The organism is Clostridia bacterium (assembly GCA_012840125.1).
GTDB lineage: Bacteria > Bacillota > DULZ01 > DULZ01 > DULZ01 > DULZ01.
Window position 1 is genome coordinate 1 of the sequence record DULZ01000004.1, and the last position, 26829, is coordinate 26829.

At 53.2% G+C, this 26829-nt stretch carries 23 protein-coding genes and 1 tRNA gene; 3 read left to right on the plus strand and 21 right to left on the minus strand.

Going from position 1 to position 26829, the window contains the following annotated elements:
- Positions 1 to 248 precede the first annotated feature (248 nt).
- Positions 249 to 326, plus strand: a tRNA-Pro gene (locus GXX34_00290).
- Positions 327 to 451: 125 nt separating this feature from the next.
- On the opposite strand, the gene trmL is transcribed toward GXX34_00290, so the two are convergent.
- A complete protein-coding gene (gene trmL / locus GXX34_00295; protein HHW05962.1) occupies positions 452 to 910 on the minus strand; it encodes a tRNA (uridine(34)/cytosine(34)/5-carboxymethylaminomethyluridine(34)-2'-O)-methyltransferase TrmL in 459 nt (152 codons plus the stop codon).
- A 16-nt stretch (positions 911 to 926) separates the two neighbouring features.
- Positions 927 to 1208, minus strand: coding sequence for a DUF503 domain-containing protein (locus tag GXX34_00300; protein ID HHW05963.1), 282 nt, complete (start codon positions 1206 to 1208; stop codon positions 927 to 929).
- 181 nt (positions 1209 to 1389) lie between these two features.
- On the opposite strand from GXX34_00300, the gene GXX34_00305 reads away from it, so the two are divergent.
- Positions 1390 to 3117 carry an SH3 domain-containing protein gene (locus GXX34_00305; GenBank protein HHW05964.1) on the plus strand — a complete coding sequence of 576 codons (1728 nt, stop codon included), beginning with the start codon at positions 1390 to 1392 and terminating at the stop codon, positions 3115 to 3117.
- Here GXX34_00305 and nth read toward each other — a convergent pair.
- The 18 genes from nth to GXX34_00395 form a co-directional block, all read right to left on the minus strand.
- On the minus strand, positions 3114 to 3746 hold the full coding sequence (gene nth / locus GXX34_00310; protein ID HHW05965.1) for an endonuclease III: 633 nt from the start codon (positions 3744 to 3746) through the stop codon (positions 3114 to 3116). The two genes, GXX34_00305 and nth, sit on opposite strands and share 4 nt — an antisense overlap.
- Before the next feature lie 192 nt (positions 3747 to 3938).
- Positions 3939 to 4970, minus strand: a complete 1032-nt coding sequence (locus GXX34_00315) for an alcohol dehydrogenase catalytic domain-containing protein (GenBank protein HHW05966.1) — start codon at positions 4968 to 4970, stop codon at positions 3939 to 3941.
- Positions 4964 to 5986 carry a molybdopterin-dependent oxidoreductase gene (locus GXX34_00320; GenBank protein HHW05967.1) on the minus strand — a complete coding sequence of 341 codons (1023 nt, stop codon included), beginning with the start codon at positions 5984 to 5986 and terminating at the stop codon, positions 4964 to 4966. The genes GXX34_00315 and GXX34_00320 overlap by 7 nt, the downstream gene beginning before the upstream one ends.
- Before the next feature lie 54 nt (positions 5987 to 6040).
- Entirely contained in the window at positions 6041 to 7291 is a 1251-nt protein-coding gene (locus tag GXX34_00325) for a molybdopterin-dependent oxidoreductase (protein HHW05968.1), read from the minus strand.
- 19 nt (positions 7292 to 7310) lie between these two features.
- Positions 7311 to 9176: a TRAP transporter fused permease subunit gene (locus tag GXX34_00330; protein ID HHW05969.1), complete on the minus strand. Its 1866-nt coding sequence runs from the start codon at positions 9174 to 9176 to the stop codon at positions 7311 to 7313.
- 70 nt (positions 9177 to 9246) lie between these two features.
- Entirely contained in the window at positions 9247 to 10278 is a 1032-nt protein-coding gene (locus tag GXX34_00335; protein ID HHW05970.1) for a TAXI family TRAP transporter solute-binding subunit, read from the minus strand.
- A 174-nt stretch (positions 10279 to 10452) separates the two neighbouring features.
- Positions 10453 to 10647 carry a 4-oxalocrotonate tautomerase gene (locus GXX34_00340; GenBank protein ID HHW05971.1) on the minus strand — a complete coding sequence of 65 codons (195 nt, stop codon included), beginning with the start codon at positions 10645 to 10647 and terminating at the stop codon, positions 10453 to 10455.
- Between the two features lie 70 nt (positions 10648 to 10717).
- Positions 10718 to 11722 carry a molybdopterin-dependent oxidoreductase gene (locus GXX34_00345; protein ID HHW05972.1) on the minus strand — a complete coding sequence of 335 codons (1005 nt, stop codon included), beginning with the start codon at positions 11720 to 11722 and terminating at the stop codon, positions 10718 to 10720.
- 15 nt (positions 11723 to 11737) lie between these two features.
- On the minus strand, positions 11738 to 12925 hold the full coding sequence (locus GXX34_00350; protein ID HHW05973.1) for a molybdopterin-dependent oxidoreductase: 1188 nt from the start codon (positions 12923 to 12925) through the stop codon (positions 11738 to 11740).
- A 51-nt stretch (positions 12926 to 12976) separates the two neighbouring features.
- Positions 12977 to 13477, minus strand: coding sequence for a (2Fe-2S)-binding protein (locus GXX34_00355; protein HHW05974.1), 501 nt, complete (start codon positions 13475 to 13477; stop codon positions 12977 to 12979).
- Positions 13474 to 14346: a xanthine dehydrogenase family protein subunit M gene (locus tag GXX34_00360; GenBank protein ID HHW05975.1), complete on the minus strand. Its 873-nt coding sequence runs from the start codon at positions 14344 to 14346 to the stop codon at positions 13474 to 13476. Before GXX34_00360 ends, GXX34_00355 begins: the two co-directional genes overlap by 4 nt.
- A 33-nt stretch (positions 14347 to 14379) precedes the next feature.
- A complete protein-coding gene (locus tag GXX34_00365) occupies positions 14380 to 15546 on the minus strand; it encodes a pyridoxal phosphate-dependent aminotransferase (GenBank protein ID HHW05976.1) in 1167 nt (388 codons plus the stop codon).
- 19 nt (positions 15547 to 15565) lie between these two features.
- Complete coding sequence (locus GXX34_00370) at positions 15566 to 16432, minus strand: creatininase family protein (GenBank protein ID HHW05977.1); 867 nt, start codon at positions 16430 to 16432, stop codon at positions 15566 to 15568.
- An 18-nt stretch (positions 16433 to 16450) separates the two neighbouring features.
- Positions 16451 to 17665 (minus strand): 3-hydroxy-3-methylglutaryl-CoA lyase, encoded by a 1215-nt coding sequence (locus GXX34_00375; GenBank protein HHW05978.1) that lies wholly within the window; start codon positions 17663 to 17665, stop codon positions 16451 to 16453.
- A gap of 209 nt (positions 17666 to 17874) precedes the next feature.
- Entirely contained in the window at positions 17875 to 19317 is a 1443-nt protein-coding gene (locus GXX34_00380) for an aldehyde dehydrogenase family protein (protein ID HHW05979.1), read from the minus strand.
- 12 nt (positions 19318 to 19329) lie between these two features.
- On the minus strand, positions 19330 to 21060 hold the full coding sequence (xsc, locus tag GXX34_00385; GenBank protein ID HHW05980.1) for a sulfoacetaldehyde acetyltransferase: 1731 nt from the start codon (positions 21058 to 21060) through the stop codon (positions 19330 to 19332).
- A 225-nt stretch (positions 21061 to 21285) separates the two neighbouring features.
- Positions 21286 to 23358, minus strand: coding sequence for a sigma 54-interacting transcriptional regulator (locus GXX34_00390; GenBank protein ID HHW05981.1), 2073 nt, complete (start codon positions 23356 to 23358; stop codon positions 21286 to 21288).
- 181 nt (positions 23359 to 23539) lie between these two features.
- Positions 23540 to 24385 carry a deoxyribonuclease IV gene (locus tag GXX34_00395; protein HHW05982.1) on the minus strand — a complete coding sequence of 282 codons (846 nt, stop codon included), beginning with the start codon at positions 24383 to 24385 and terminating at the stop codon, positions 23540 to 23542.
- A gap of 111 nt (positions 24386 to 24496) precedes the next feature.
- Between GXX34_00395 and GXX34_00400 the strand changes: the two genes are divergently transcribed.
- Positions 24497 to 24904 carry an OsmC family protein gene (locus GXX34_00400; protein ID HHW05983.1) on the plus strand — a complete coding sequence of 136 codons (408 nt, stop codon included), beginning with the start codon at positions 24497 to 24499 and terminating at the stop codon, positions 24902 to 24904.
- A gap of 4 nt (positions 24905 to 24908) precedes the next feature.
- Here the strand turns inward: GXX34_00400 and GXX34_00405 are convergent, their stop codons facing one another.
- Positions 24909 to 26570: a nucleoside kinase gene (locus GXX34_00405; protein ID HHW05984.1), complete on the minus strand. Its 1662-nt coding sequence runs from the start codon at positions 26568 to 26570 to the stop codon at positions 24909 to 24911.
- Positions 26571 to 26829 lie beyond the last annotated feature (259 nt).

Sequence of the window (26829 nt, forward strand, 5' to 3'; positions counted from 1 at the left end):
AAGGCAAAATAAACTCTGTCGGTTAAAGCCCTTGGCCCCCAAGAGTGGGGGCAGGGGTTTGGGGTTGGGGGCTGACCGAAGAAGCCACGCTGCCAGCTTTAGCCGGCTGGGTGGCCAAAAGCAACCGGATGCGGTACCGGCAACCCTATAGCTTTTTCTCAACAAAAAAAGCCGGTACAGCATCCGGCTTAAATCAATTACCTAGTTGACTTCTTGAATGAAATCTCATATAATGAAGTAGTGCAAGTCGGGATGTGGCGCAGTTTGGCTAGCGCGCTTGGTTCGGGACCAAGAGGTCGCAGGTTCAAATCCTGTCATCCCGACCATTTTTGTATACAGGCAATGGAAGTGATTTACAGATACGTTTTTGCACAGCGCGGTAGCGCGCTTGGTTCGGGACCAAGAGGCCGCAGGTTCAAATCCTGTCATCCCGACCATTTTTTTTGCCATCTTATCTTAAGTTGGGAAAACCCTGCTGTCGCAGCCCTTCATAGAGCACGATGGCGACGGAATTGGACAAATTCAAAGACCTGGCTTCATTGAGCATGGGAATGCGGATCACGCGTTCCCAGTTTTGTTTTAACAGGTCCTCCGGCAGCCCTGCCGTCTCCTTGCCAAACACCAGGAAGTCATCCCTTTGATAGGTAACCTCCGTATAGCGCCGGGGCCCTTTCGTCGAAACGTAATAATAAACCCCGTCGGGATACTGGGCCTGCAAATCCGCCAAGCTTTCATGCACATGTATTTCCACCAAGTGCCAATAGTCCAAACCGGCCCGCTTTAAATATTTGTCCTCAATGGAAAAACCTAGGGGTTTCACCAGGTGTAAGACGGTCCCGGTGACAGCACAGGTCCTGACGATGTTTCCTGTATTCGGGGGAATCTCCGGTTCCACCAACACTACATGCATGATTGCCTGCCTCCTGTTACAGTATCTCAATGGAATAATCGATGATTTCCGCTTCGGGAAACTGTTCCACAAAATTCACGCTTTGCTGCAGCACTTCATTGATATGCCTGCTTTCATTGCTGACACAAGCCAGACCGATACGGGCTTTTTGCCAGTACTCCTGGTAATCCACTTCCGCCGCGGAAACATTAAAACGATTGTGTAATCGCTGCAGCAAACTCTTAACAATCCTGCGCTTCTCTTTCAGGGACGTCACACCCCTCAAGTGGAGTTCCAGGGAACACAAACCCACCACCATAGAAAAACCCCCTCAATAGTGGTAACAGGATTATTATAGCACTTGACCGGTGCTTTTTAAGACATGGATCAAGAACTACGGCAAAAAATGGGCGCAATTTAAAGCAGGACTTCACCAAAACAGAAAGAATCCAAATGCTGACCCTTTTTGCTAAGACACCGGAGGAAAGGAGAAACCACTCATGTCCCTTCCGCCCCTGCCCCCCGCGGCCCAACCGGCAGCGGCACCGGAACCTGAGAAAATCTACCGGGGCTGGCCTTTGCCCGCCGGCTTGGCCTTGTGCTTCGTCCTCGGGCTTGTACTGGCCTGGCTTTACCCCGGCTTTACCACCGTTGTACCGGAGCCCCGGAGCACCCCCACCCTCATCTGGCACGGAACGGAAATCGAGGGTAAGCCTGTCATCATGCAGGAGGACACTTTATATTTTCACGTCCCGACCCTCCAGTCATTGTTAGACCCTAATATGCACTGGGACCGGGAGGGTGGATACCTGGCCATTACCACCAAAGACCGGGTAATCCAGCTGCACACCGAACAATTAACTTGGTACATTAACCAAGCACCGGTAGACCTGCGGTTTCCGGTACTGGTCTTGGACGGGGAACCATACCTGGACCTGGAGCCCTTGCGGTTTCTATACCAGTTGGATGTTAGCTACGTACCCGGCACTGACCGGGTCGTGGTGCGGGATACCAAGGAACCCTATTTGGACGGGGAAATTACCGGCAAGAAATCCTATCTCCGCATCCAGCCCAGTATCAGGGCCCCCCGCTTGACGGAACTTGTCCTGGGGGACCGGGTCATCATCCTGCAAGAAGAGCATAATTGGTTTAAGGTGCAAACAATCCAAGGCCTGATCGGTTATGTACCGGAAAAAGACCTGGCCGTGCAAGCCATTGCCTGGGTGCCGGCACCGCCAAGTTTGGAACAGCCGCCCTGGAAACCTTTAGGAGGCAAGATATCCCTGGTATGGGAGCAAGTCACCCATGGTTCCCATAATCCCAAGCCGGAGGTGCTCGGGCCCTTAACGGGCGTGAATGTCTACTCACCCACCTGGTTTCACCTGGCCGACGCCGGGGGCAACATCAACAGTTATGCCAATCTGGCTTTAGTGGAAGAGGCCCACCGGGCCGGGAAACAGGTCTGGGCCCTTTTCAGCAACAGCTTCGACCCGGAAATGACCGCCGCCTTCCTGCGTAATCCCGAGGCCCGCAGTCGGGCCATCAAACAACTGGTGGTCCTGGCCCGGCTTTACCACTTGGACGGCATCAATATTGATTTTGAAAATATTCCCCCGGAAAACAAAGACCTCCTGGTTCAATTTGTCCGGGAACTGGCTCCCATATTGCGGGAACAGGGTTTAATCGTATCCATGGATGTAACTTTTAAATCCGACAGCGGCAATTGGTCCTTAATCTACGACCGGAAAGCCCTGGGCGAAGCCGTGGATTATTTAGCCGTAATGGCCTATGATGAGCACTGGGCCACCAGCCCCGTGCCCGGGTCGGTAGCCTCCCTACCCTGGGTGGAAAGAGGATTGCGGGCATTATTGGAAGAAGTGCCACCGCAAAAGATCCTGCTGGGCATACCCCTCTATGCCCGCATCTGGACGGTGGCAGGAAACGAAGCAGAACCCAAAGTAACCTCCAGGGCCTGGTCCATGAGGCAAACACAAAAATGGCTGCAGGAAAACCGGCTGGAGCCCATATTGGATCCCGCCACCGGGCAGCATTTCGCCGAACTGGAACAAGACGGGCAGCGGTATCTCCTCTGGCTGGAAGATGAGGTTTCCTTGCAGCAGAGAATTGAGCTGGTGCATAAATACGGTTTGGCCGGTATCGCCGCTTGGCAAAGAGGGTTTGCCAAAGAGGAGATATGGCCGGCCATCAAAGAATACTTGAAGAATTAACTTGCTCGCCGGGAAGCACAATACTCGGCCACTACGCATTGATGGCAAAGAGGATGCCTGGCTTTGCACACCTGCCGGCCATGGTAAATCAGCCAGTGATGTGCTTCGGACCACAATGCCCGGGGTATCCAGGCACAGAGCTGTCTTTCTGTTTCCAGGGGATCTTTAGCCTCGGCCAGTTTCAGCCTGTTGGCTACCCGGAACACGTGGGTATCCACCGCCAGGGCCGGCTGCCCGAAGCCGATGCTTAGGACTACATTGGCGGTTTTGCGCCCCACCCCGGGCAATGCTTCCAGTTCCTCCCTGGTCTGTGGAACCTGTCCATGGTGTTTCTCCAGTATTTGGCGGCATGCCGCAATAATGTGGCGACTTTTGCTTTTGTACAGACCTACCCCCTTAATATCCTCTTCCAACTCCTCAGGGGTAAGCCTGGCAAAACTGGCGGGATCCGGGTATTTTTTGAATAAAGAAGCGGTAATCACATTGACCTGCCGGTCCGTGGACTGGGCAGCCAGCATGGTAGCAATTAAGAGTTCAAAAGTGTTTTTGTACCGCAGGGCTGTTTTCGCCCCTTTGTAGGTCTCCTGCAGCAAAGCCAGGATTTTTTGGCGGCGCTTCTCTTCCCCCAAAGCCTCCACCTCCGTTTACGGTATATCTAACGGTTCCTATGTTACCACCAGACTACGGCTTTTTCAAATCTAAAGCTGTGAGACCGCCCTGCTTTCGGGAAAACAATAAGGCCATGGGCTCATAAAGACCATGGCCGCTGCCGTCATGTCTTTGCAGGCACGGATGCCGTGCATAACTGAGTAGCCACCAGGTTACGGCGAAGGATTAAGGATGATGCCGGCGCTGGCATTTTTCTCCATCAGGGCAAAACCTGCCTCCCAAGAGGTCAAGGGCAGCACTTGAGACACCAGCTTTTCCGGCTGGATTTTACGACTTTGCATCAAGGCCAGGGCCTTCTGCTTGGCCGTCCAGGTGGTGCCGGAAGAACCAATAATTTCGATCCCGTTAGCCACGGCATAGGTTAAGTCTACGGGGGTGTTGCCCGGATAACCATGGGACTGGAGCAGCAACCTGCCCCTTTTTTCCAACAGTTTCAACCCGAGAGCGACCCCTTCCTTGGTGCCTGAGCATTCAATCACACACGCTACCCCCAGGCCGCGGGTCAAGTCCATGACCTGCTCTTTTACATCCTCCTGCTCGATGAGCATGATCTGGTCAGCACCCAGTTCCCTGGCCAGCCGGTGCTGTTCTGAAGCAACGAAATCAACCAGGTAAACCGTGGCACCGGCTGCTTTGGCAACCATTAGCGCAAGCAAACTCGTAGATTCGGAGCCCAGCACCACCACTGTCGTGCCGGCTTTGAGGTCACAGTGTTCGATCAGGCAATGCACCGTTTTGAACAATGGCTGCGTCATGGCGCCGCTGACAAAGTCAATCTGCTCTCCCAGGACCGTTACGTATGCGGCTTTGGTAACAAAATACTCCGCAAATCCCCCGTCGACATGACGGCCCACCATGGTACGCTCCAAGCAGTACCGGGGCAGGCCCCTTTGGCAAAAACCGCAGGTATTACAGTAATAGCCGTGGGAATCAGCCGCCACCCGGTCACCCACTTTGATCCCCTTGACCCGGGAGCCCACCTCCACCACGACGCCGCTGATCTCATGCCCCAGTATAACCGGGGGGCAGTAGTCGATCCGGTCATGGTAAATGAGGAGATCCGTGCTGCAGATGCCACAAGCTTTGACATTAATCTTAACTTCATCGTCCCGGACCGCCGGTTCCGGTACATCCTTTAATTCCAGTAGACCTGGACCTTTTGCAGTTTTCACCAGTGCTAACATGCGCTTCCCCCGTTTTCTCTCTCAGTTTTTTGTCTCAGTGCCAACAAAACCTTTTCCGGCGTGGCCGGGAGTTCGGTGATCCAAACACCGACAGCGTCATAAATGGCGTTGATGATGGCCGGTGCGGTGGGCAAATTAGCCGGTTCCCCAATTCCTTTAGCACCGTAAGGGGTAAAATCGTCTTCCGTTTCAACGAAGCAAATGTTGATCTCCTCGGGAACATCAAGAGCGGTGGGGACCAAGTAATCGGTAAAACTGTCGTTGAGTACGGCACCCGTCTCACCATCCAACAGCATTTCTTCCATCAAGGCATGGCCTATCCCCATGGCTATACCCCCCGTTACCTGTCCTTCGGCCAGGATGGGATTAATCACCCTGCCGCAGTCATGTACTGCCGTTACTTTAAGCACCGTTACTTCTCCCGTGGCAGTATCCACTTCCACCTCGGCCACCTGGGTGGCAAACACATACGTGGAGTAAGGCCGCCCTTGTCCGGTCTCTTTGTCAATGTCGCTGGTATCAGGAGAGAATGAGCCCAACCCGTAGACAGGTTTCCCCAGCACTCTTTCACTGAAAAACGCAGCTTCTGCAATGGAAACCCATCTGGCGGGCAGGTCAGCCAGAAAGATTTTGCCGTCGCGGATCGTGAGAAAATCCTGATTGACATTCAAAATACGAGCAGCAGCCTCCAGCAATATGGTCTTGGCGTTTTCTGCTGCATTTTTTACCGCATTGCCCATAATCAGCGTCACCCGGCTCGCCCCGGTACCATAATCATACGGGGTGAACTCGGTATCATGATAGACCATCGTAATATCATCGACGGCCAGTCCCAGTGTTTCCGCAGCAATTTGGCACATGGCGGTGATCACCCCTTGCCCTACATCGGCTGCGCCAATGTATACGAAAGATTTGCCGTCGTGATTAACCCGGACAATTGCAGTAGAAGGATTAGCTTTCCCGGTGGAGCCAATGGCATAAATCATGCCGGCCACCCCTTTGCCGCGCTTTTTCACCAGTTGTGTCCTCCTTTCCTGCCATACCGGGCACTGTGCCCCGGCGGACTGTGTTTAAGAAAAGCTAAGCTCGCGGGCCCTGCGCAGGGTCTCTGCAATAGAGGGCCTGATGATTAGCTGGCCGGTGGGCAGCGGGTCCCCGTCCTTGAGAGCATTCTTCAACCGGAAGTCAAAAGAGTCCATACCCAGGGCGCGGCAAATCTTTTCCGTATGCACTTCATGGGCAAAAGCCACTTGCGCCACCCCGAACCCCCGCATGGCGCCGCTGACCGGGCCATTGGTATAGACCAGGTAGCCATCCACTTGTACATTGGGAATAAAATACGGCCCACAAGCGCTGATACATGCCCTTTTTAGAGTCTCTTCCCCCAACTGTACATAAGCACCGGTGTTGCTGAAGATCTCCACTTTCCGCGCTAACACCTGACCCTCGGCCGATACACCCGTGGCATACCGCATCAGGTAAGGATGCCGTACAGAAGACCCGGTGAATTCCTCCTGTCGCGTAAATACCATCTTCACCGGTCTCCCTGTTTTCAGGGCCAGCAAAGCTACCCACGGTTCCAAGGAAATCTCATTCTTACCGCCGAAACTGCCACCCACACTTGGCACCTTTATTTTCAAACGGTGGGACGGCAGTTGCAGCACTTTGCACAGGTGTGTTAAATAAGCAAAGGGCCTGGAAGTTGAAGTCCAGATCACCAGTCTGCCATCCCGGTCTAATTCAGCCAAAGCCACATGGGGCTCTATATGAGCGTGTTCAATATAAGGGCTGCTGAATTCATCCTCCACGATTAGATCAGCCTTTTTAAACGCCTCTTCCACCGAGCCGAACCGGATTTTCACATGGGAAGCCAGGTTGCCTTGGTCATGAATACAGGGAGCATCAACCGCCAGGGCTGCCTGGGCATCAAATACCGCCGGCAGTGGTTCATAATCCACTTTGATCAACCTCACTGCCTCATGCGCCTTGGCCAAAGACTCGGCAGCCACCACCGCCAAAGGCTCTCCTAAATACCTGACCTTTTTGTCAGCCAGCACCGGCTGGTCCAGGTGGGTAAAACCGAAAATATTGTTGGGAACATCCTTGGCAGTAATAACGGCAAACACGCCTTCCAGTTTTTCCGCCTTACGGGTATCGATCCCCAAGATGCGCCCATGGGCATATTGGCTGCGCAGGGCCACGGCATACAACATGTCCGGTCTGGCGAGATCTTCCCCATACATGGTTTTTCCGGTAACCTGGGCTGACACATCCAGCCTGGGCATTCTTTGCCCTACATATCCCTTTGGAGCCCCTGCCATTGACATACCTCCTAAAAGGTCATTGAGCATTGACAGTTTTCCTTCCCTTAACGTACTTTTGATAAACGGTCAAAAGGTAGCCGCCAAAGATAAGTATGATCCCTACCAGATCGTAGGCAGGGAATAACAGCACTGCAGCACCTGCCACCATCAAAACCCGTTCCAGAATAGAAATCTTCCTGTACTGGAGACCCCTGGACAAGGCGTAAACGGCAATCAGAGTGATGACGGCCGTATAAACGATTTCAAAAGTGGTACCTTGAGCCAACAGGGGCGGCCGGTAAACGAATAGGAACGGCACAATAAATCCCGAAATGGCCAGCTTAACCGCGTGAAAACCTGTCTCCATTGGATCGCCGTCAGCTATGGCAGCAGCGGTAAAAGATGAAATGGCAACCGGAGGTGTAATGGTGGACAGGCATGCATAGTACAGCACAAAGAGGTGTGCTGCCATGACGGGAACACCCGCTTGCACCAGGGCGGGAGCCACTACTGCGGCAGCAATTACATAAGCCGGCACCGTAGACATCCCCATGCCCAGGATGGCACTGAGAATCATCGCCATCAGCAAAATCAAGAACAGTTTTCCGCCGGCCAGCATGATGATGAACTGGCCCAGCCTGATCCCGATACCCGTCAAACTGACCACACCGATAACAATCCCTGCTGCAGCAGTCAAAGGAGCCAGGCGCATGGTTCCCTCACCGCCGTTATAGAGGGCCTCAAGAATTTTATTCAAAGTAACTTTGTTTTGAGTAAACCAGCTAACCAGGACAATAACACCCAAAGTATAGATGGCAGCCCGCGTCACTGAACTACCGGCACCAAAGAGCATGTATAGCAAGAAGGAAATTGATATCACAAAGGAAACGCCTAGCTTTAACGATTGGCCGAGAGAAGGAAGCTGCTCCCGGGGCAATCCCATTAGGTTTAAGTTCATAGCTTCAAAATCAACCATAAAATATACGGCCAGGTAATAGAATATAGCCGGAAGAGCCGCCGCCACAATCAAACTAGTATAGGTAATGCCGGTCATCTCCACCATGACGAACGCCACCGTGCCCATCACCGGGGGCAGGATCTGGCCGCCGGTGGAAGCTGCCGCCTCAATGGCACCGGCAAAGGCAGGTTTGTATCCGATCCTCTTCATGAGGGGGATGGTAAATGTGCCCGTGGTAGCCACGTTGCCGGCAGCATGACCGGAGATGGTTCCAAACAGGGCACTGGCCAGTACAGCCACTTTACCGGGGCCCCCGCGGGTATGACCGCTCACCGCCATAGCAAAGTCATGGAAAAAGTCTGCGCCCCCCGATACTTTAAGAAAAGCTCCCAAGGTAATAAACAACACCGCGTAAGTAGCCGACGCCCGGATGGTGGAACCGAAGACACCTTCGGGGCTGAAGATAAAACTCACGGTACGAGCCAGGGAATAACCGCCATGCCCCATAATGCCCGGGATCAGCCCGCCGAACAAGGCATAAGCCATTGCTACCACGGCAACTATCACAAAAGCCATCCCTGCGGCCCGCCGGCAAGCCTCCAAGACGGTGATGATGAGCACCAAACCGAATATAATGTCCAGTTGAGTCGGGGAAGCGCCGGCCCGGTAAATCAGACCGTCCAGTTCAATCAAGGTGTAAACCGTAACAGCCCAGGAGGCCAGGGATAACAGGATATCGATTAGCTGGGGATTGGATTGTTTGCCTTTGTCTTCCTTGCGCATCGGTATGAGAAAAAACACCATAGTGCTGGCTATGCTCAAGTGCAGGGTGTAAAAAATCCATGGGTCTAACGGATACACCATGACATTGAACATGGTGACCAGGGGTAAAGCCACACCCAGCACGAAAACCAGCCATTTGTAAAACCCACTAAGCTTTCGCATACGTTCCTCCCCTTTGCATTAGTACCGGAGGGAGAGACGGGCTCTCCCTCCAATTGACGCCGCATTTTAATTAATCAATAGGTTTGATCTGATCCGGAATTTCAATGCCTAATTCCTGGTAATACTTGTAAGCACCTTTATGCAAGGGAATCTGAGCCAGCACAATTGATTCGGGAGTGATGGAACTCATCCCCTCGTAAGCTGCCGCCATGACATCTTTACCTTGGTAAGTGTGCTTCACCAGTTCGTAAACCAGTTCTTCCGGCAGGTCTTTGTCTACGATCAGCACGTCGTATTCACCCAGGGTTTCAATAGCGTAATCGATCCCCTTATAACTGCCCGCCGGAATCGTTAGTTGATAGAGTTCCGGGTATTTTGCTGAAAACTGGGCTGCGGCCTCGCCGGAAACACCGAAAATGCGTAATTCATTGTTCACGCTCATTTCCACGATGGACGGGTGCACGCTGCCCATCACACCGGCTACATCCAAAAGCCCGTCGCGCATCAAGTCGTTGGCCTCTCCCGGGTTGACATTGCTGATCTTGGCAGGCTTAATCCCAAGCTCATCAAAGAGGCGCCGGGCCCAATTGTCAGTGCCTGAACCAGCTTTACTAAGGTTCACATGTTTGCCGTTAATATCCTCAATCGATTGAATACCTTTCCCTTCCAGGCAATAGAACTGGAGCGCAAAGGGGTCTAAAGTGGCGATGGCCCGCATCCTTTGGTGTTTCTTCCCTTCGGCCCATCCTTCACCGTTCCAACCTTCCGCAGCAATGGTCGTCATGGTCTGGGCAATCTGCACCTCGCCGGACTCCAGCAACTGCACATTGGCTACGGATCCGGCCGTGGATTCAATAATGGGTGAGAAAGTGGGAATCTTCTCCGCCATGTAATTGGCCCAGGCTACGGTCTTGGTATAACTGGATGAACCGATACTGGAAGAACCGATGGAAAAACGGCCCCAATTGACCGGTTGTTCTGTTGCTTCTCCACCGCTTCCCTGGGGTTCTTGTTGCTGGGCATTCTGCTGTCCCCCACATCCTGCCAGTACCAGCGCAAAGCACAAACCGAAAACTAAAAGCAACACCGGTAGTTTTTTCATGTTATTAGGCCCTCCTCTTCTTATTCGTAATCAAAGCAAGTTAAGATGGTAGGTATTTCCTGTCCGTCTAGACCATCACCTAACGGTCATCAACACCACCTCCCCAGCCGGCTATCTAGTCAACTGAGCAAACATGATTTATTCTAAGCAGTCAGCCGGGAAGACTGCCGACAATCATCTCGCTTCATCGTCAATTCTCAGTACACCGGCCTTGGCGTGGTTGCTCTTTGGTATATCGTTAATGATGACGGTAACACGGTCCGGCGTGCAATTGGCACATTCACACACTACGTCAGTTATCTTTTTCACCAACGCCCGTTTCTGCTCCACCGTTCTCCCTTCCACCCAGTCCACTTGAATAATCGGCATACCCAATCCACCTCTCGCAATATTTTGGTAATGTTGTTGTAATATCTTTCACAAATTTCGGGTTGGGTAACTAATCCCCGGGCAGTTTGCCCAAGGCTTTCAGGATTTTTTCAGGGGTGGCAGGCAGGTCGTAGATCTTCACCCCAACCGCGTCGTAAATAGCGTTGATGATGGCCGGGGCGGTGGGCAGCTGGGTCGGCTCACCAATGCCCTTGGCTCCGTAAGGACCGTTTGCATCCTTTTCCTCAATCACCTCTATCACCATCTCCCGCGGCACATCGACGGCAGTGGGAATATGATAGTCGACGAAGGAATCATTGAGCACTTGGGCCGTTTCCGGGTCCAGCATGAGCTCTTCCATCAAGGCATAACCCTGCCCCATTACGATACCGCCTTGGACCTGTCCTTCCACAAACACCGGGTTCAGCATTTTCCCACAGTCATGCACGGCGGTGATTTTCAATACCTCAACTTCACCGGTACAAGTATCTACTTCCACTTCGGCAATTTGGGTAGCAAACACCCAGGTTTCAAAGGGCATGCCCTGCCCCGTTTCCTCATCCAAACCGGTAACCACCGGCGTCGAAGATGCCGCGGCAATGACCGGGACCCCGTTTACTCGTTCGGAGTGAAAAGCTGCCTGGGCCAGGGAAACGGATTTTTTAGGAAAACCTTTTAGTTTAATCACCCCATCCTCAAACACCAGGGTATGACTGCCCGCCAGTCCCAGCATATCAGCCGCGGCTTCCTGCAGCAGTTGTTTCGCTTGGGCCACTGCTTTTTCCACGGCCTTCCCCAAAACATAGGTGGTCCGGCTGGCTCCTGCGCCGTGGTCAAAAGGAGCTATGTCCGTGTTGCCGGGAATAACCCGCACCGCTCCGGGTTCGATGCCCAACCCTTCGGCTACGATTTGCTGGAAGATGGTAGTACTGCCCTGGCCCCAATCCACAGCGCCCACAATGACGGTGGCGGTGCCATCGTGGTTTACTTTTAAAAACACGCCTCCCGGGCTGGCTTTTGCTGTCGAAGCAATGGGATAAAACATGCAGGCAATTCCCTTGCCCCTTTTTTTCATAGCAAGACCCCCTTCTTACCATCCACTTAGTTCCAGTGCCCTTGCAAATGTGGTCCGGAGGGCATGGGCATTGATCTCCTGCCCCGTAGGCATGATGCCGCGCTCATCGAACAGGTTGCGTTTCCTGAAGTCCACCGGATCCAGGCCCACTTTTTGGGCTAAAGTATCCGTATGGCATTCGTGGGCAAAGCAAACCTGCGGTACCCCGAAGCCCCGCATGGCTCCTGCGGCGATGTTATTGGTATAAACCAGGTAGGCGTCTATTTTGACATGATCGATCCGGTAAGGGCCGGCGGCGTGGATGGCTGCCTTGGTCAGGGTGGCTTTTCCTAACCCCACGTAGGCGCCGCTGTCACTAATGATTTCGATCTCCCGCGCCACGATACGTCCGTCTTTAGTGAGACCGCTCTTGTATCTCATCCGGTACGGGTGCCTGACCGTAGAGACAAAAAACTCCTCCTGCCGCGACCAGACCATCCGCACCGGTTTGCCAGTCTGCTTGGCCAGCAAGGCCACCCATGGCTCAATAGTGACCTCATTCTTGCCGCCAAAACCGCCGCCTACCGCCGGAACCTTGACGGCAACCTGGTTCATGGACAAATTGAGAATCCTGGCCAGTTGCGTGACATATTGGAAAGGGCGCCCCGTGGAAGTCCAGATCACTATTCTCCCGTCTTTTTCCACTTCCGCCAGGGCCACATGGGGCTCCAGGTGGCAGTGTTCCACCCTTTGGGTAGTAAAGACTTCCTCCACCACCACGTCAGCCTGGGCAAAGCCCTGTTCCACGTCTCCATGCCTGATTTTAAGATGAGCGGCAATATTCGTTCCCTCATGCACTAAGGTACTGTCGTCTTGCATGGCTGTCAGGGGATCACAGGTGACGGGTAAAGGTTCATATTCCACCTTGATCTTTTCCAGGGCCGCACTGGCCGCTTCCGGGGTAGTGGCGGCTACCACCGCTATGGCATCACCCCAACTCCTGACCTTGTCATCGGCCAGGACCGGCTGGTCTTTATGAGACAACCCAAACCTGTTAACCGGCACATCTTTGTGGGTAATGATCCCCTCCACTCCGGGGACCTCCCAAGCGCCGCCGGCATCAATCCTCTTGATGGTTGCGTGGGGATATTTGGCGTATAAAGCTTTGGCATGGAGCATATTTGGCCTGACCAGGTCTTCCCCGTACTCAAGTTTCCCTGTCACCTGCAATGCAGCATCATGTCTTGGCAGTCTTTGTCCGATGATCCGGAGCATTTACTCACCTACTTCCCGGCCGGCCATTTCCCTGGCGGCGGCCTTGACAGCATCAATGATTTTGACATAACCTGTGCAGCGGCACAGGTTGCCGGACAACCCATGCCTGATTTCTTCTTCCGACGGGGATGGGTTCTTATCCAGCAAGGCCTTGGCTGACATGAGCATGCCCGGACCACAGAACCCGCACTGGAGTGCACCTTCCCTGATAAAGGCCTTTTGCAAGGGATGCAGGTTTTCTTCCGTGCCCAGTCCCTCAATGGTCAGGATTTCTTTTCCTTCCGCCCTGATCGCCAGGTACAGGCAGGAATTCACAGGTTCCCCGTCGATGAGGACCGTGCAGGCGCCGCACTCCCCGTTGTCGCAGCCCCGCTTCGTACCCGTCAAATGCAGCTGGTTTCTCAGCACATCCAGGAGGTAATCCGTTGGCTGCACGGTGACGGAGTAGAGCTTGCCGTTTACTTTGAGGTTGATAGTCTTCACTTTAACACTTTCCGTCATGCCGCCTCCCCTCCTCCAGCTCTTTGCCGGGCAAGTTCTAACCCGCGCTTAAAGAGATTTTCCGCCAGGTACAGCCTGTACTCTTTGCTGGCCCGTAAAGATGTACGAGGAGAAATACTTTCCTTAACTAAAGGAATCGCTTCTGCCACCAGTCCTTCACTCAATTCCCGACCTGTCATGTATTCCTCTACCTGCCTCAGCCTAAGAGGCACGGGGGCCACCGTGCCCATGGCCACGGCAATGTCCCGGATCACATCACTGCCCGGCTCCAATTCCAGCTTGACTGCCAGGTTGATAATGCTGAGACGCAGTGCCTTTCTTTTCCCCACTTTCAGAAACGCGAAACCGCGCTGCCGGAGGGAATTACCGGCAGGTACCACGACCTCGGTGAGAATTTCATCCTCCTCCAAACGCAGCTGCCTGGGTCCCGCGACGAAGTCCTCCAACCTGATCACCCGTTCGCCCCGGCGACTCCGGAGTACCACTTGGCTGTCGAGTACCAGAAGGGCCGGTATCATATCCGCCGACGGGATCCCGGTGCAAATGTTGCCCCCCAAGGTAGCCAGGCTTCTCGTCTGGACGGCTCCCACTTCCCGCGCCGCCTCAGCCAGGATGGGATGTTTCTCCCTTAACTCCGGGTTTTCAACGATGTGGTTCAAAGAAACCATGGCGCCGATACGAACATCTTCACCGCACTGTACATAGTCAAGGCCTGCTCCTGCCAAATCCAGCAAACGAGCAGGTGTCTCCTTGCCGTCTTTCATCCTGACCAGTAAATCCGTCCCTCCGGCCAACAGAGTCACTTCTTCGCCATATTGACTTCTAATGTCTAAGGCTTCCCTCAGACTGCCGGGACTGAAATAGTCCATCATGACACCACCTTTTACCATCCTTTATTCCGGCTAAAGGAACTGCTTGATCCTAGCAAAGGCTTCTTGGATCTTGTCTTCCGGTACTAACAGGGATATGCGGATGTAGCCCTCCCCTGCCGGGCCAAAGGCTGTACCGGGAAAGGTAAACACGCCCGTGTTCTTTAGTAAGCTGCTGGCAAATTCGTAAGTGGTCACGCCAAATTTCCGAATGTCAGGGAAGATGTAAAAGGAGCCTTTCGGTACAACGTAATCAATCCCCAAGGCGTCCAGGTTTTCCATCACCAGATTGCGCCTCCGCTCGTAAGTGGCAGCAATCTCTTTCACGCAGTCCTGCGGTCCCTCCAGGGCAGCCAGGGCAGCGATTTGTGACACAGCGGGAGAGCAAATTGTTAAGGCATATTTCAGGTTCAACATGGCTGAAACCAGATCACGCGGGCCGGCCAGGTACCCCACGCGCCAACCCGTCATTGAGTACGCTTTGGAAAAACCGTTAATGGTAATCGTGCGCTCAAACATGCGAGGCAGCGACGCGATGCTGCAGTAACCGGTGTTGTCGAAGAGGATTTTTTCATACAGTTCATCGGAAATGACCAGCAGGTCTTCTTGTTCCGCTAAATCCGCTATTTCTTTTAGATTCTTTTCACTAATCACGGCACCCGTTGGATTATTCGGGCTAATTAACAGGATAGCTTTAGTCTTATTGGTGAGAACTTTTTCAATATCTCGGGCTGTTACTTCAAAGTTCTCCTCCGGCCTGGTTACCACCGGCACCATGACCCCGCCGGCCACTTTGATGGCAGTATCATACGGGGTGTACCTAGGTTCAGGCACGATGATTTCCTCTCCCGGATTGATCAAGGAAAACACAGTCAGGAACACGGCCTCCTGGGCCCCGACAGTGACAATGATTTCACTTTTCGGATCTACCTCAATCCGGTTCTCCGCTTTCAGTTTCCTGGCGATGGCTTCCCTAAGCCTCATATCACCGGCCCAAGGGGTGTAATGGGTGGCTCCTTCGTCCAAAGCCTTTTTTGCCGCTTCGACAATATGAGGAGGAGTGGGAAGATCCGGGTCTCCCCGACCCAGGTTGATCACATCATTCATTTCCTGTGCCAGAGCGATCATTTTTCTCCTTTCATCCGAGGGGTTTTCGCCTAATCGCTCGGCCAAGAACCGTTTGCTGGGCGATAGATTCATCTGCGCTTACCTCCACATCTTAAAATCTTTCGGGGAAGTCCCGTTTCTTGACTTGCACAGGAATCTCTTTGATTCCCTTGATAAACTCGGCGAACAAGTCAGTCATCCTGCTGTAAATCTTTTCTCCCTTTTCCTTGCTGCCCAGCAGCGGATTACCCATGATGCCCGACACACTGTATTCCTGCTGGTCAAAAGCTGCACGCACAGGAAAATCATGGAACTTGAAGCCGAAACCCGAGCCGGAATCCTTCACACTGCCGGCCGGGAGATAACCCGGTGTGGTGGGAAGCTCTTTTTGCGCCCTGTCCAGTCTAACTAACTCGGGGCAAATCAAAAGAGCGGCGGAAGTCTCAATTTCGCCGGCATGCCAGCCCGGCAACTGATCTTTGCCGTCAATAATATCCATGCACAGGTTGGCAAATACTTCCGTATCGGCGGCATAACCAAAAGCCAGGGCTCCCGTTTCATAGCGAAGGGCCCTGATGACCCGGTCAATGGTCGGCCCATTGGAGGTATGGCCCGTGCTGAAAATAATCTTGTTGAAGCCGTGGAAAATGAGACTGCGACCTACATCGTATAGGACATTGAACAGGGTTTCATCCCGTAAGGTAATGGTGCCCGGCGCATCAGGACGCATGTGGAAGCAACTGTACCCCAGGGGAATTAAGGGAGCCACAGGCACGTCAGCTTTGACCGCCGCTTCCATGCAGACGTAGTAGCCGGCATAGGAATCAATGCCTATGGGCAAGTGAGGCCCGTGCTGCTCGGAGCTGCCCACCGGCACCAGGACTACATCTGTTTTTTCCAGCCACTCTTTCACCTCCACCCAGGTCAAGTCGAAGATCTGGTACTTGCGATAAATGCTCTCCCTTTCTCTAAGCGTCATCTCGTTAACCCTCCCGTGTTATGATAAACTCTCCACGATTCTCATAAATTCCTCGTCCGTCAGCGTTCTTTGCAACCTAACCGCCTCTTCCTTGACCAGTGCCAGGGCTTTCTCCACCAGCTCCTGGCTGAGCTGCAGGTTAAGCTCACGCAGCTTCCATTCAATGTTTGCCTTGCCGGACTTTTTCCCCAGCTTGACATCATGCTTCCTGCCGAAAAGCTCGGGTTGGAACGGTTCAACGGTGTGAGGATTTTTCATCATAGCCGCCGTAGGAATACCTGCTTCCCATGTAAACAGGTTGTCTCCAACCACCGGCTTATTCGGCGGGAAAGACCACCCGCTGATTTCCCGGACCCTCTGGGCCACCTGGTATAAAGCCGCAAAATCAATCCCTGTATCAATCCCGTAGAGACATTCCAGGGCGAGAGCCACTTCCTCGGTGGCAGTGTTGCCTGCCCGCTGCCCCAGACCGTTTAATGTGCAGGAGACAGAGGCGGCCCCTTCTTCCACGCCGGCCAGGGAATTGGCCACTCCCAGGCCAAAGTCGTTATGGCAGTGAACTTCAATAGGTACATCCACCCACTCTTTGGCTTTGCGCACGAGATACTTCATCCCCGCCGGGTGAATCACGCCGTTGGTATCCACCATGACCACTTTGCCCACTTCCGCCTTGGGAACCACAGTGGTGAGCATCCTTTCCAAGAATTCCAACCTGGCCCTGGTGGAATCGATCAGGAATAATGAAGTATGCAGCCCTTGTTCTCTTGCATAAGCTGCCGTGCGCAGAGCTTTGTCAATCACTGCATCCTCTTCCCAACCGAACTGGTATTTCAATCTCGGATAGCTGACCGGGATCTCGATGATGGCTCCCCACACACCGCACTGCTTGGCTAGATCTATATCTTTTTCCATAGCCCGACACAAGCAAGTAATTTTAGCCTTGAGACCCGCCGCACAAACCGCGGCTAAGGCTTCCTGGTCATTAGCCGATACCGCCGGGAAACCGGCTTCAATATACTGGACGCCGGCCCGGTCCAGCATTTTGGCTATTTCAATTTTCTGCTCTTTGCTGAAAACCACGCCTGCCGCCTGCTCCCCGTCCCGCAAGGTGGAATCGTGCAAAGCCACGCTGCCGGATAAATGAAAGTTCTCTCTAACACTTTCAGTGAAGTTAAAGTGACTAACCCACCAATGCTCCGTTTTCCACGGTCCCTGTTCCAAATTGATAGCCATTGTAACCTCCTCACTATACCTGAAGATAATATGATTCACTCTCATTGACATAGCAATTTTCATGCCGCTTCCGACCCATACCGCCTGGATTTGAGCTTACCGTGCTGCCAAGGTAGGCATGAAACCCTACAGCCCTCCCCCAACAAAGGGGGGCCGGGGAATTTCGGGGGAAGCACCCCCTTTCATCCCCCATTTACTGCCCCGGCCAATCACCTGCCGTACCGGGCCCAGAACTGGCCCCAGATTTCTTCGTCAGTGGGCTTGTTAACGGGGATGGGTTCCGCCACCCAGGTCACGTTAATGAAGTGGCGGTAATTAATGTTTTCCGTGGTGATGTTGCCTCCCCAGGTACCGCACCCCAGGGTAACGGTGGCGGGCATGCCGTTAAAGAAACTCCCTCCATTGGCTTGGGCCTGGGGCTGCCTCACCATGATGCGGCTGGTGTGCATGTTTTCCGCCAGGAAATCGACGTATTCTTGCTTAAAAGTATGAATGCCGCAGGAATGGCCGGTCCCCGCCAAATCGGTCAGTTCCTGCAAAATCTTAAAGGCATCCATAAAGTCGGAGCACTTCCACACCGTTAATACCGGAGATATTTTCTCCTGGGCAAAGGCCTCGCCGGCCACGGGCAGCTCGCCTTCCACCAGCAGCATTCTGGTATTTTCGGGCACCGTAAAGCCGGCTCCCCTGGCGATGTCGGTGGCGTTCCTGGCGATAATCTGGGGATTTAACGCCAGGTGCCCTTTATCGTTGGCAACCCACATCCAGCCCTCAAGTTTCTTCTTCTCCTCGGCGTTGCACAGGTACCCGTTATGTTTGACCAGCTCCGCCAGAAAAGCGTCATAAATATCCCGGTGCACAATCACGGAGTTTTCCGAAGAGCAGGAGGTAGCATTATCAAAGGTCTTGCTCATGGCGATTTTCTGAGCCGCGTCCGGAACGTCAGCATCTTCGGCAATGATCTGGACGGCATTGCCGGGTCCTACCCCGTAAGCCGGGGTCCCGCTGGAATAGGCAGCCTTGACCATGGCTGCGCCTCCCGTGGCTACCACCAAATCCACTCGTTTCATCAATTCATTGGTCAACTCCAGGGAGGGCTCGGCAATGATCTGGATCAGATCTTCCGGTGCACCTACTTTTCTTAAACCCTCCCGCATCATGTCCACTGCCAACTTGGAGCTGTTCTTGGCTTTGGGATGGGGAGCAAAGATCACCGCATTTCTCCCTTTCAAGATACTCAAGGCATTGCTGGCGGGAGTGGCGGTAGGATTGGTGACCGGTGTCAAAGCGCCTACCACTCCCACCGGTTTGGCATATTTGGAAATGCCCTTGGTTTCGTCACGTTCAATTAATCCAACGGATTTTGCCCCTTGGAGGTCCCTAAGTAAAGTGAGTATTTTCGCCTTGTGCTTCGCCACTTTGTCTTCGTACACACCCATTTTGGTCTCTTCCACGGCAGCCCGGGCCAGTTGAGCCACGTTGTCATCTTTATAGACCTGCCAGCCCACCGCTAAGCAGACCAAATCGATCTGTTCCTGAGTGTACTTTTCCACCTGTTTTTGGGCCGCCCGGGCCCTGTCCATCAATTCACCGATAATGGCTTCCTTATCCGCCAAAACATGCGTCCCCCCTATCAGAACCGGTGCAATCATGCCGGAGCACGGTTACCAGTTTTTATGGTCTAAGTGCTGGTACTTAGGCAGCAGCCTGGTCGGCAGCGCTAAAGCGTCTTTGCGGAACGGCGGTGCCAGCTGGGTTCCGTCGACCAGGAACTCTAACACCACCGGAACATCTGAGGCGAAGGCTTCCGCCAGGGCATCTTTGATCTCTTCCGGCCGCTGGACCCGGATGCCCTTGGCGCCCATAACTTTGGCCATTTCAGCCCAGCTTGGCGCTTTAATATCTACGCCCACAAACCGGTTGTTATAAAAATCTACTTGGTTTTTCTTCTCGGCACCCCAGGCTCCGTTGTTGAAAACACAGCCGATGACCGGCAAGTTCTGTTCGACGGCAGTCATTACTTCATAGAAACTCATACCCCAGGCACCGTCACCAACAATAGCCAATACCGGGCTTTCAGGGCTGCCCAGTTTTGCTCCCAAAGCAGCCTGATAAGCAAACCCCGTATTGCCAAAGGTGAGGCAAGCAATATGCTTTTTGGGCTTGGTGAACCTCAGGTAGCTGTTGGCCGTGGAGGAAACATTACCGATATCAGTGGTGACGATGGTATCCTCCGGTAAGAAATTCGCGATCTCGTACAAGGCTCGCCTGGGATTTATGGGGTTGCCGTCCTTCATGGCCAGTTCTTTAATTTCTTTATCCCAGGCCTCTCTTTTCTCTTGAATGCGGGCGAATCTGGCTTGGTCCACCGGCCGGTCTTCCATGCTTCTCAGGATCTTCAAAAGTTCCTCGGCAGCTTTCTTGGCATCACCGACAATACCTACCTCTACTGAATGTCTCCTCCCGATCTGGGTGGGATCGATATCGATTTGGATAATCCTTTGCTTGCCGGTAAAATAAGTGATGTCGTATTGGGGCAGGGTACCGAAAACGGATAACCTGGTGCCTACGGCCAGGATCACGTCTGCTTCCTTCACGGATTCCATCGCGGCCTTAGACCCCATGTAACCTATGGGTCCTACCCAATAAGGATTGTTGCTGGGGAAAGCATCATTGTGCAGGTACGACACTGCTACCGGAGCCGTTAAATACTGAGCCAGCTCGGCAATCGCCGGTATAGCACCGGCAGTGACGGCGCCCTGTCCCGAAATGATCACAGGTTTTTTAGCTTCCGCCAGTATTTGAGCCGCTTGTTTCAGGGTTTCCATATCCGGCAGCGGCGCAGCGCAGGAACGGTACTTGTCCGGAGGCAAGATCTCGTCCTCCAATTCCCCGTAAAAATAATCCCTGGGAATATCCAGGTACACCGGGCCCCTCAGAGCATAGGCAAGCCGGAAGGCAGTCCGGACGCAATCGGCCACCCGGCTGGGGTGCGGGACCCGGAAAGCCGCTTTCGTCACCGGTTTGAAGATGGAAACCTGATCAATTTCCTGAAACCCATCCCAACCGACAGTGGGGCTGCCTGCCGACGGCCCCAGCACCACCATGGGAGTGTGGGCATGATAAGCAGTGGCCACACTGGTCACCATATTGGTCATGCCGGGACCGTTTTGCCCGATGCAAATGCCAATCTTGCCGGTTACCCGGCCGTAAGCATCCATCATGTGGGGCGCGGTATGTTCATCTCGCACAGGGATAAACTTGATACCGGCAGTAGGAAAGAGGTCCAGCAGGTCCATAAAAGCGGATCCTACGATACCGGCACAATACTCTACTCCTTCAGCCAGCAGCTGCTCTACAATCGCTTCACTGGGCGTCATCCTTACTTTAGCCATCTGTCATCCTCCTTTTTTCCATCCTTTGTATGGCCTGTGCAATGCTTCACAAGATTAAGTAGCAATTTCGGTGCCAATTGGGTACTTGCCGCCCGCGGCCCACCGGCACCCCGTTAGCAGCCTCCCGGTCAATTTCCCCGGCAGCGCCTTCTCCCATTCTTGCCCCATTTATGACCCAATGTTGCCCAATCAAAAAGCACCCCGCGAAACGGGGTGCTCTGGCAATTAATAACTCTGCCAGACCATTTCTCTACCCTTTTCGGTAATGGTCGAACCCGCCCTGCCTAGAGAAACCTTGACCAGTCCCTGCTTTTTCAGAGCCCTGAGCCTGGTGCGAATCTGGTCTTCCGTGAGCTGGATTCCCGCCTGTCCCAGCAGCACCTGCAGGCGTCTCCTGCCGATGCTTTGCCCGAAGTCCGCCAGGTCGGACATGATCTTCAAAATGGCGAGATCCGTTTGCAGGTAATGGGCATCCCCCAGTTTTGGCCCGGCGGAATTCAATTGAACTTGAGGAGCCCCCGGAACAACGCCCGGCTGGAATTCCAGGGGCAAATCACCGACTTGTACTTTCCTGTCATGCACCGTAGCAACGAGAAACTCGGCAATATTCCTCAGTTCTCTCACATTGCCGGGCCAATTATACTGGGTCAACACCCGGCAGACTTCTTCCGAAAGAAACCCGTGCACCGATTTCCCATATTCTCTCAGCATCCGGTCCATCAACGGGATGATATCTTCCCGCCTGTCTCTTAAGGGAGGAAGGTATACTTTTAAAACATTCAATCTAAAGTACAAATCTTCCCGGAATTTCCTGGCATCCACCATGGACCTGAGATTCCGGTTGGTAGCGGCAATAATCCGGACATCCACGGAGATCAGGCAGTCACTGCCGATCCGCATCACTTCCTTCGCTTCGATGACCCGCAGCAGCTTCACCTGGATCTCCGGCGGTATTTCACCGATTTCATCCAGGAAAATAGTACCCAAGTGGGCTTGTTCAAACAAACCCGGTTTGCCGCCTTTCCTGGCTCCCGTGAAGGCGCCCTCCTCATAGCCGAAGAGCTCGCTTTCCAGCAGGTCCTTCGGCAGGGCAGCACAGTTAATCGCTACAAATGGCCCGTGCTTTCTGGTGGACCCGTTATGGATGGCATGGGCCATCAATTCCTTCCCGGTGCCCGTCTCTCCTTCAATGAGAACGGCCATATCCAGGGGCGCAAATTTCTTGGCGTTGCTGATCTGTTTCCTGAGCATTTCATTCCTGCCGTAGATGTCTTCAAAAGTGTAACGGGCCACGTGCCCCTTGGAGTAGACATGCTGTCTAAGTTTCTTTTCGATTTTTTCCACTTCGCTGAACTCATAAGCCGTCAGCACGGCTCCGTTGATGCCGTTGTCATATTCTAAGGGGATGCGGTTGATCAAGATATGCTTATCCTGGTAACGTTTTTCTATGTTTTCATCACTTTCCCCGGTCACCAGCGGCTTGTTGATCTCCAAGTTGGGCAGCACCTCATCGGCGTTTTTCCCCAGCACCTGATCCTTGTTGATGCCAAACATGCGTTCCGCCGTTTTGTTGCACATCACAATGTTTCCTGCCTCATCCGTAGCGATGACGCCGTTGTTAATCTTCTGCATAATGGCTTCCAACAAATGCACCAGCTTCTTATTGGCACCCAAGCTGTCGGATAATCTCCTGCTGATATTGATGATATTGCTCATGTACCTGGCAGACAAAAGATTGGCTCTTTTGTCCAGCAACTCAAAGCGAAAGAGTATTTCCATCAGGGTGGAAAAGTCGATCTTGCGCGTACCGATATCAATGACTCGTTTAACATAAGGAGGAACCAGGTGACATTCGCCGGGGGTAATGGCAATATCCGTGCGTGGGGGATTCGGCAAACCGGGATACACGGGTATGAGCCAGAGATGTTCAAAACCCATGCCGTATAAAAGGGAAATCACTTCCTCGGCCGTCTCCTTGCGATCATTGACCAACATGATCTTTTGCTTCGCCGGCAAGCTGAACAGCTGGTATAAATTATCAAAATCAACGCTCCGCCGGGCCACAATGATCTCGTACTTATCCCTGAGTTCTCCAGGACACAGCTTCAAGATGGATTCCGTAGCCGCCACCACCAGGTCAACCTGGGACTTGATAGGCGGCAGCGGTTCGTCCACATTGTATCCCATCACATCCACCCTGTCCCCGAGCAGCTCCTCCAATTCCCCGGTCAGGATGCGAAGGTTCTTTTCCCCTTTTGTTACTAAAAGAATACTCTTGTTGAGCATCATGTTGGCCATCGTCACTCTCCTCCCGTGCTGTGATGCATGACATATCAACCACAGGTATCTACCCGCCACACCATAGTAAGTTTTTCTGGTTGTGACCTGCGATTCCCTGTAAAACCGGACTGGAATATATAGGCTTTCCTAGCCGGCTAAGTTAAAGTTCTCACAACCACGTAACATATTATAGAACTGGTTAACCTGTGGCAGAATTAAAGCTTTCACCTGTTTGCCTCAAAAAAGCAATCTCCGCCCGATAATTATCCAACCCGCCGGGAGTCTCCAAGATAAACATTTTTCCGGCTAATGCCGGGTGATAGACTAGCTTCTTAATCGCCTCCCGGCCGATATGTCCTTCTCCCAAGTTGGCATGCCGGTCCCGGCGGGAGCCTAAAGGCTGCAGGCTGTCATTGATATGAAAGGCTTTCACCCATTCCAGCCCCAGCACCCGGTCCACGGCTGCCAGGACTTCTTCCAAGCGTTCTTTTACATCATAACCCGCCCCGTACAGGTGGCAGGTATCCAGGCAAAAACCCATCTCTGCGCCTGTTAACTCCCTCAGGCGCGCTAATTGTTCAAAGGTATAGCCGATCTCACTGCCGCTGCCGGCCATCCCTTCCACCAATAACATCGTTTGAAAAGGACCCTGGCGGAGCACTCTTCTGATAGCGGCGGCAGCCCGCCTCAGCCCCTCCTCCACCCCGGCGCCGGCATGACTGCCGGGATGGAAGTTCAAATAAACCGGCTGCAGGTGTTCCAACCGTTGCAGGTCCTCGGTCAGAAGCCGGATGGCAAAATCCCACACTTCATCCTTAGGGGAAGCCAGGTTTAGAGTATAGGGAGCATGAGCCAGCAAAGGCCCAAAGCCCAACTCTTCCCTTAAAGCATTGGCCGCCCCTATATCCACCGGGTCCAGGGCTTTTGCCTTAGCGCCTCGCGGGTTCCTGGTAAAAAACTGAAAAGTATCGGCACCAATGGACGCGGCTTCTTTGACTGCATGGCGGTAGCCTTTACCGATGGATACGTGCGCTCCCAGAAACAAAGGCATCGTTCCTTTCTCCGCCCGGCCGCTGGCCGGGACCTGTTTCCTCCATTGACAGTGCCAGCGAAACAAAGTAGCATAATAGTAAAAAAAGACAAGGAGGCATGACAAATGAACATTACTGCCAGGTGGTTAGGCAACATGGATTTCGAGGCTTACAACGAACGCAACCACAAAGTCTCCATGTCCAACATGGAGGGTACCATTGGCCCGACGCCCATGGAACTGGTACTCATGGGAGTGGGCGGCTGCACCGGTTTGGACGTGGTCTCCATTCTGCAGAAGATGAGAGTATCCTTTGACCGGTTTGAGATCCAAGTATCCGGCGAAAGAGCGGAAGACCATCCTAAGGTGTTCAAACAGGTCTCCGTCGTTTACCGGGTGTGGGGCCAGGACATCCCGGAGGACAAAGTGGCGCGCGCCGTGCAGCTAACGCAAGAAAAATACTGCAGCGTGCTGCACATGGTGAACAAGACCGCAGAGGTCAGCTACCGGTATGAAATCAACCCGCAGGCGTAATTGACTATTCTACCAAGCAGCTGCCCCCTACGAATTCCTTGATGATGGAAGTGCACGGTATCTCCACATCTCCCAGGGGCACAAAGCATTCCAAAAACCTCAGGAGTCGTTTCGCGGCAATATACTCCGGCATCGAGCTGTCTATTTCTTGCAGCAACGGCTCCGCATACTTTTTGAGCAACGCCAGCTCATACACCAGCGCCGAGTTAAACATGATGTCCGCTTCTTCCTGGAAAGGAAAGATGTTTCTTTCCTCACCCCGGCGCACCATGGGCCAAAGCCTTAAGGTGGCGGCCGCATTGTGACCCCGGAACTGACTGTCCCGCACGATTCTCCTTAAGAGGCGTACGTCCGTAGTGGGAATCCGGTTGTGCCGGTCAATATTTAAAGCAGTGATGGCGCTGATATAGATCTTGTACTTCCGGTCCCGGGGAATGGAAGCGGTCAGGCGCTCGTTTAGGCCGTGGATGCCTTCAATAATAATCGGTTGTTCCGGTCCTATCTGCACCGTGCGCCCGAGATACTCCCGCTTGCCCAGCTTGAAGTTGTAGCTGGGCACTTCTACTTTCTTGCCCTGGATGATGGCCGTCAATTGTTCATTAAACAGCTGGAGATCGATAGCCTCCAGCGCTTCAAAGTCATACTGCCCGTTTTCATCCCTGGGGGTTGATTCCCGGTCTACAAAATAATCGTCCAAAGAGATGGAAATGGGCTGCATGCCGTTTACTTTCAGCTGGATGGACAAGCGCTGGGCAAAAGTGGTTTTACCCGAGGATGAGGGCCCGGCAATAAGGATCACTCGCAACCGGTCCCGCTGCCGGTAAATATCGTCGGCAATTTGTGCCACCTTTTTCTCATGCAAAGCCTCGTTTAAGCGGACCAACTCCTCCCCTTCACCGGCTTGAATACGGTCATTAAGAGCACCGGCGGTGGCTACGCCGAGGATCCTGGCCCACTGCTCCGCCTCCCTGAAAATCGTAAATAACTTGGGACGTTCTACAAAGGGGGGTACCCGGAAAGGCTCCCTGTCATCAGGCAGCTCCAGGATTAACCCGGGCATGTGGTACCGCAGGCGAAAAGTCTTTAAGTACCCGGTACTGGGCACCAAATAGCCGTACAAATAATCCCGGAAATCCTTGCAGCAGTACATGTTTAAATAGGTTTTTTCCCGGTACTTCAATAAGCGGGCCTTATCTTCCAAACCCTCTTTCCGGAAGTATGCAATAGCCCGGTCAAGGGGCCACCTTTCCCGGATGATGGGCAAATCCTGTGCCACCAGTTCCTTCATCTTGTTTTCCAAAGCTGCTACGTCTTCCCTGGTCAACACCGGCTCTTTGTAAAGCTCGCAATAGATCCCTTTGCCGAGAGAATGCTCAATGGAAATAACCCCTTTGGGGAACAACTCCTTGGCCGCCATGATCAACAAATATGTTAAGGAACGCTGGTAAATGCGCATTCCTTCAGGATGATACAGGTCTAAAAACTCCACCAGCCCAGGCTTGTCGGGCCGGAAGGCCAACTCTTTGAGTTCGTTGTCCATGATGGCTGCTACCACCGGCGTACGATAATACTGTTCGAATTCCTTGCTTAATTCCAGCAGGGATGGGCCCAGTCTCCTTGCCACCCTCTGCTCACCAGGTAAAACGATCGTCAATGCGTCCCTCACATCCGGAACCTCCTTCCATACCCGGTCCTCACGGGCCACCAGGTCCAATTCATGGCAGCACAATCCCCTGTTCTTAATGTTCTAGCCGCGACCAGGTTTTCCTCCTTTTGCGCCGTCCTCCACCCCCGGATGAAACTGTATCGCCTTTCGCCACTACGGGAAACGGCTCCCCCCGGCACCGGGGTGCTTCTTTCATTATTACCAGTACTAATATGCTTATGAAGGCTTCACCGGCAGGAACACCCTGCGGTACAAATAA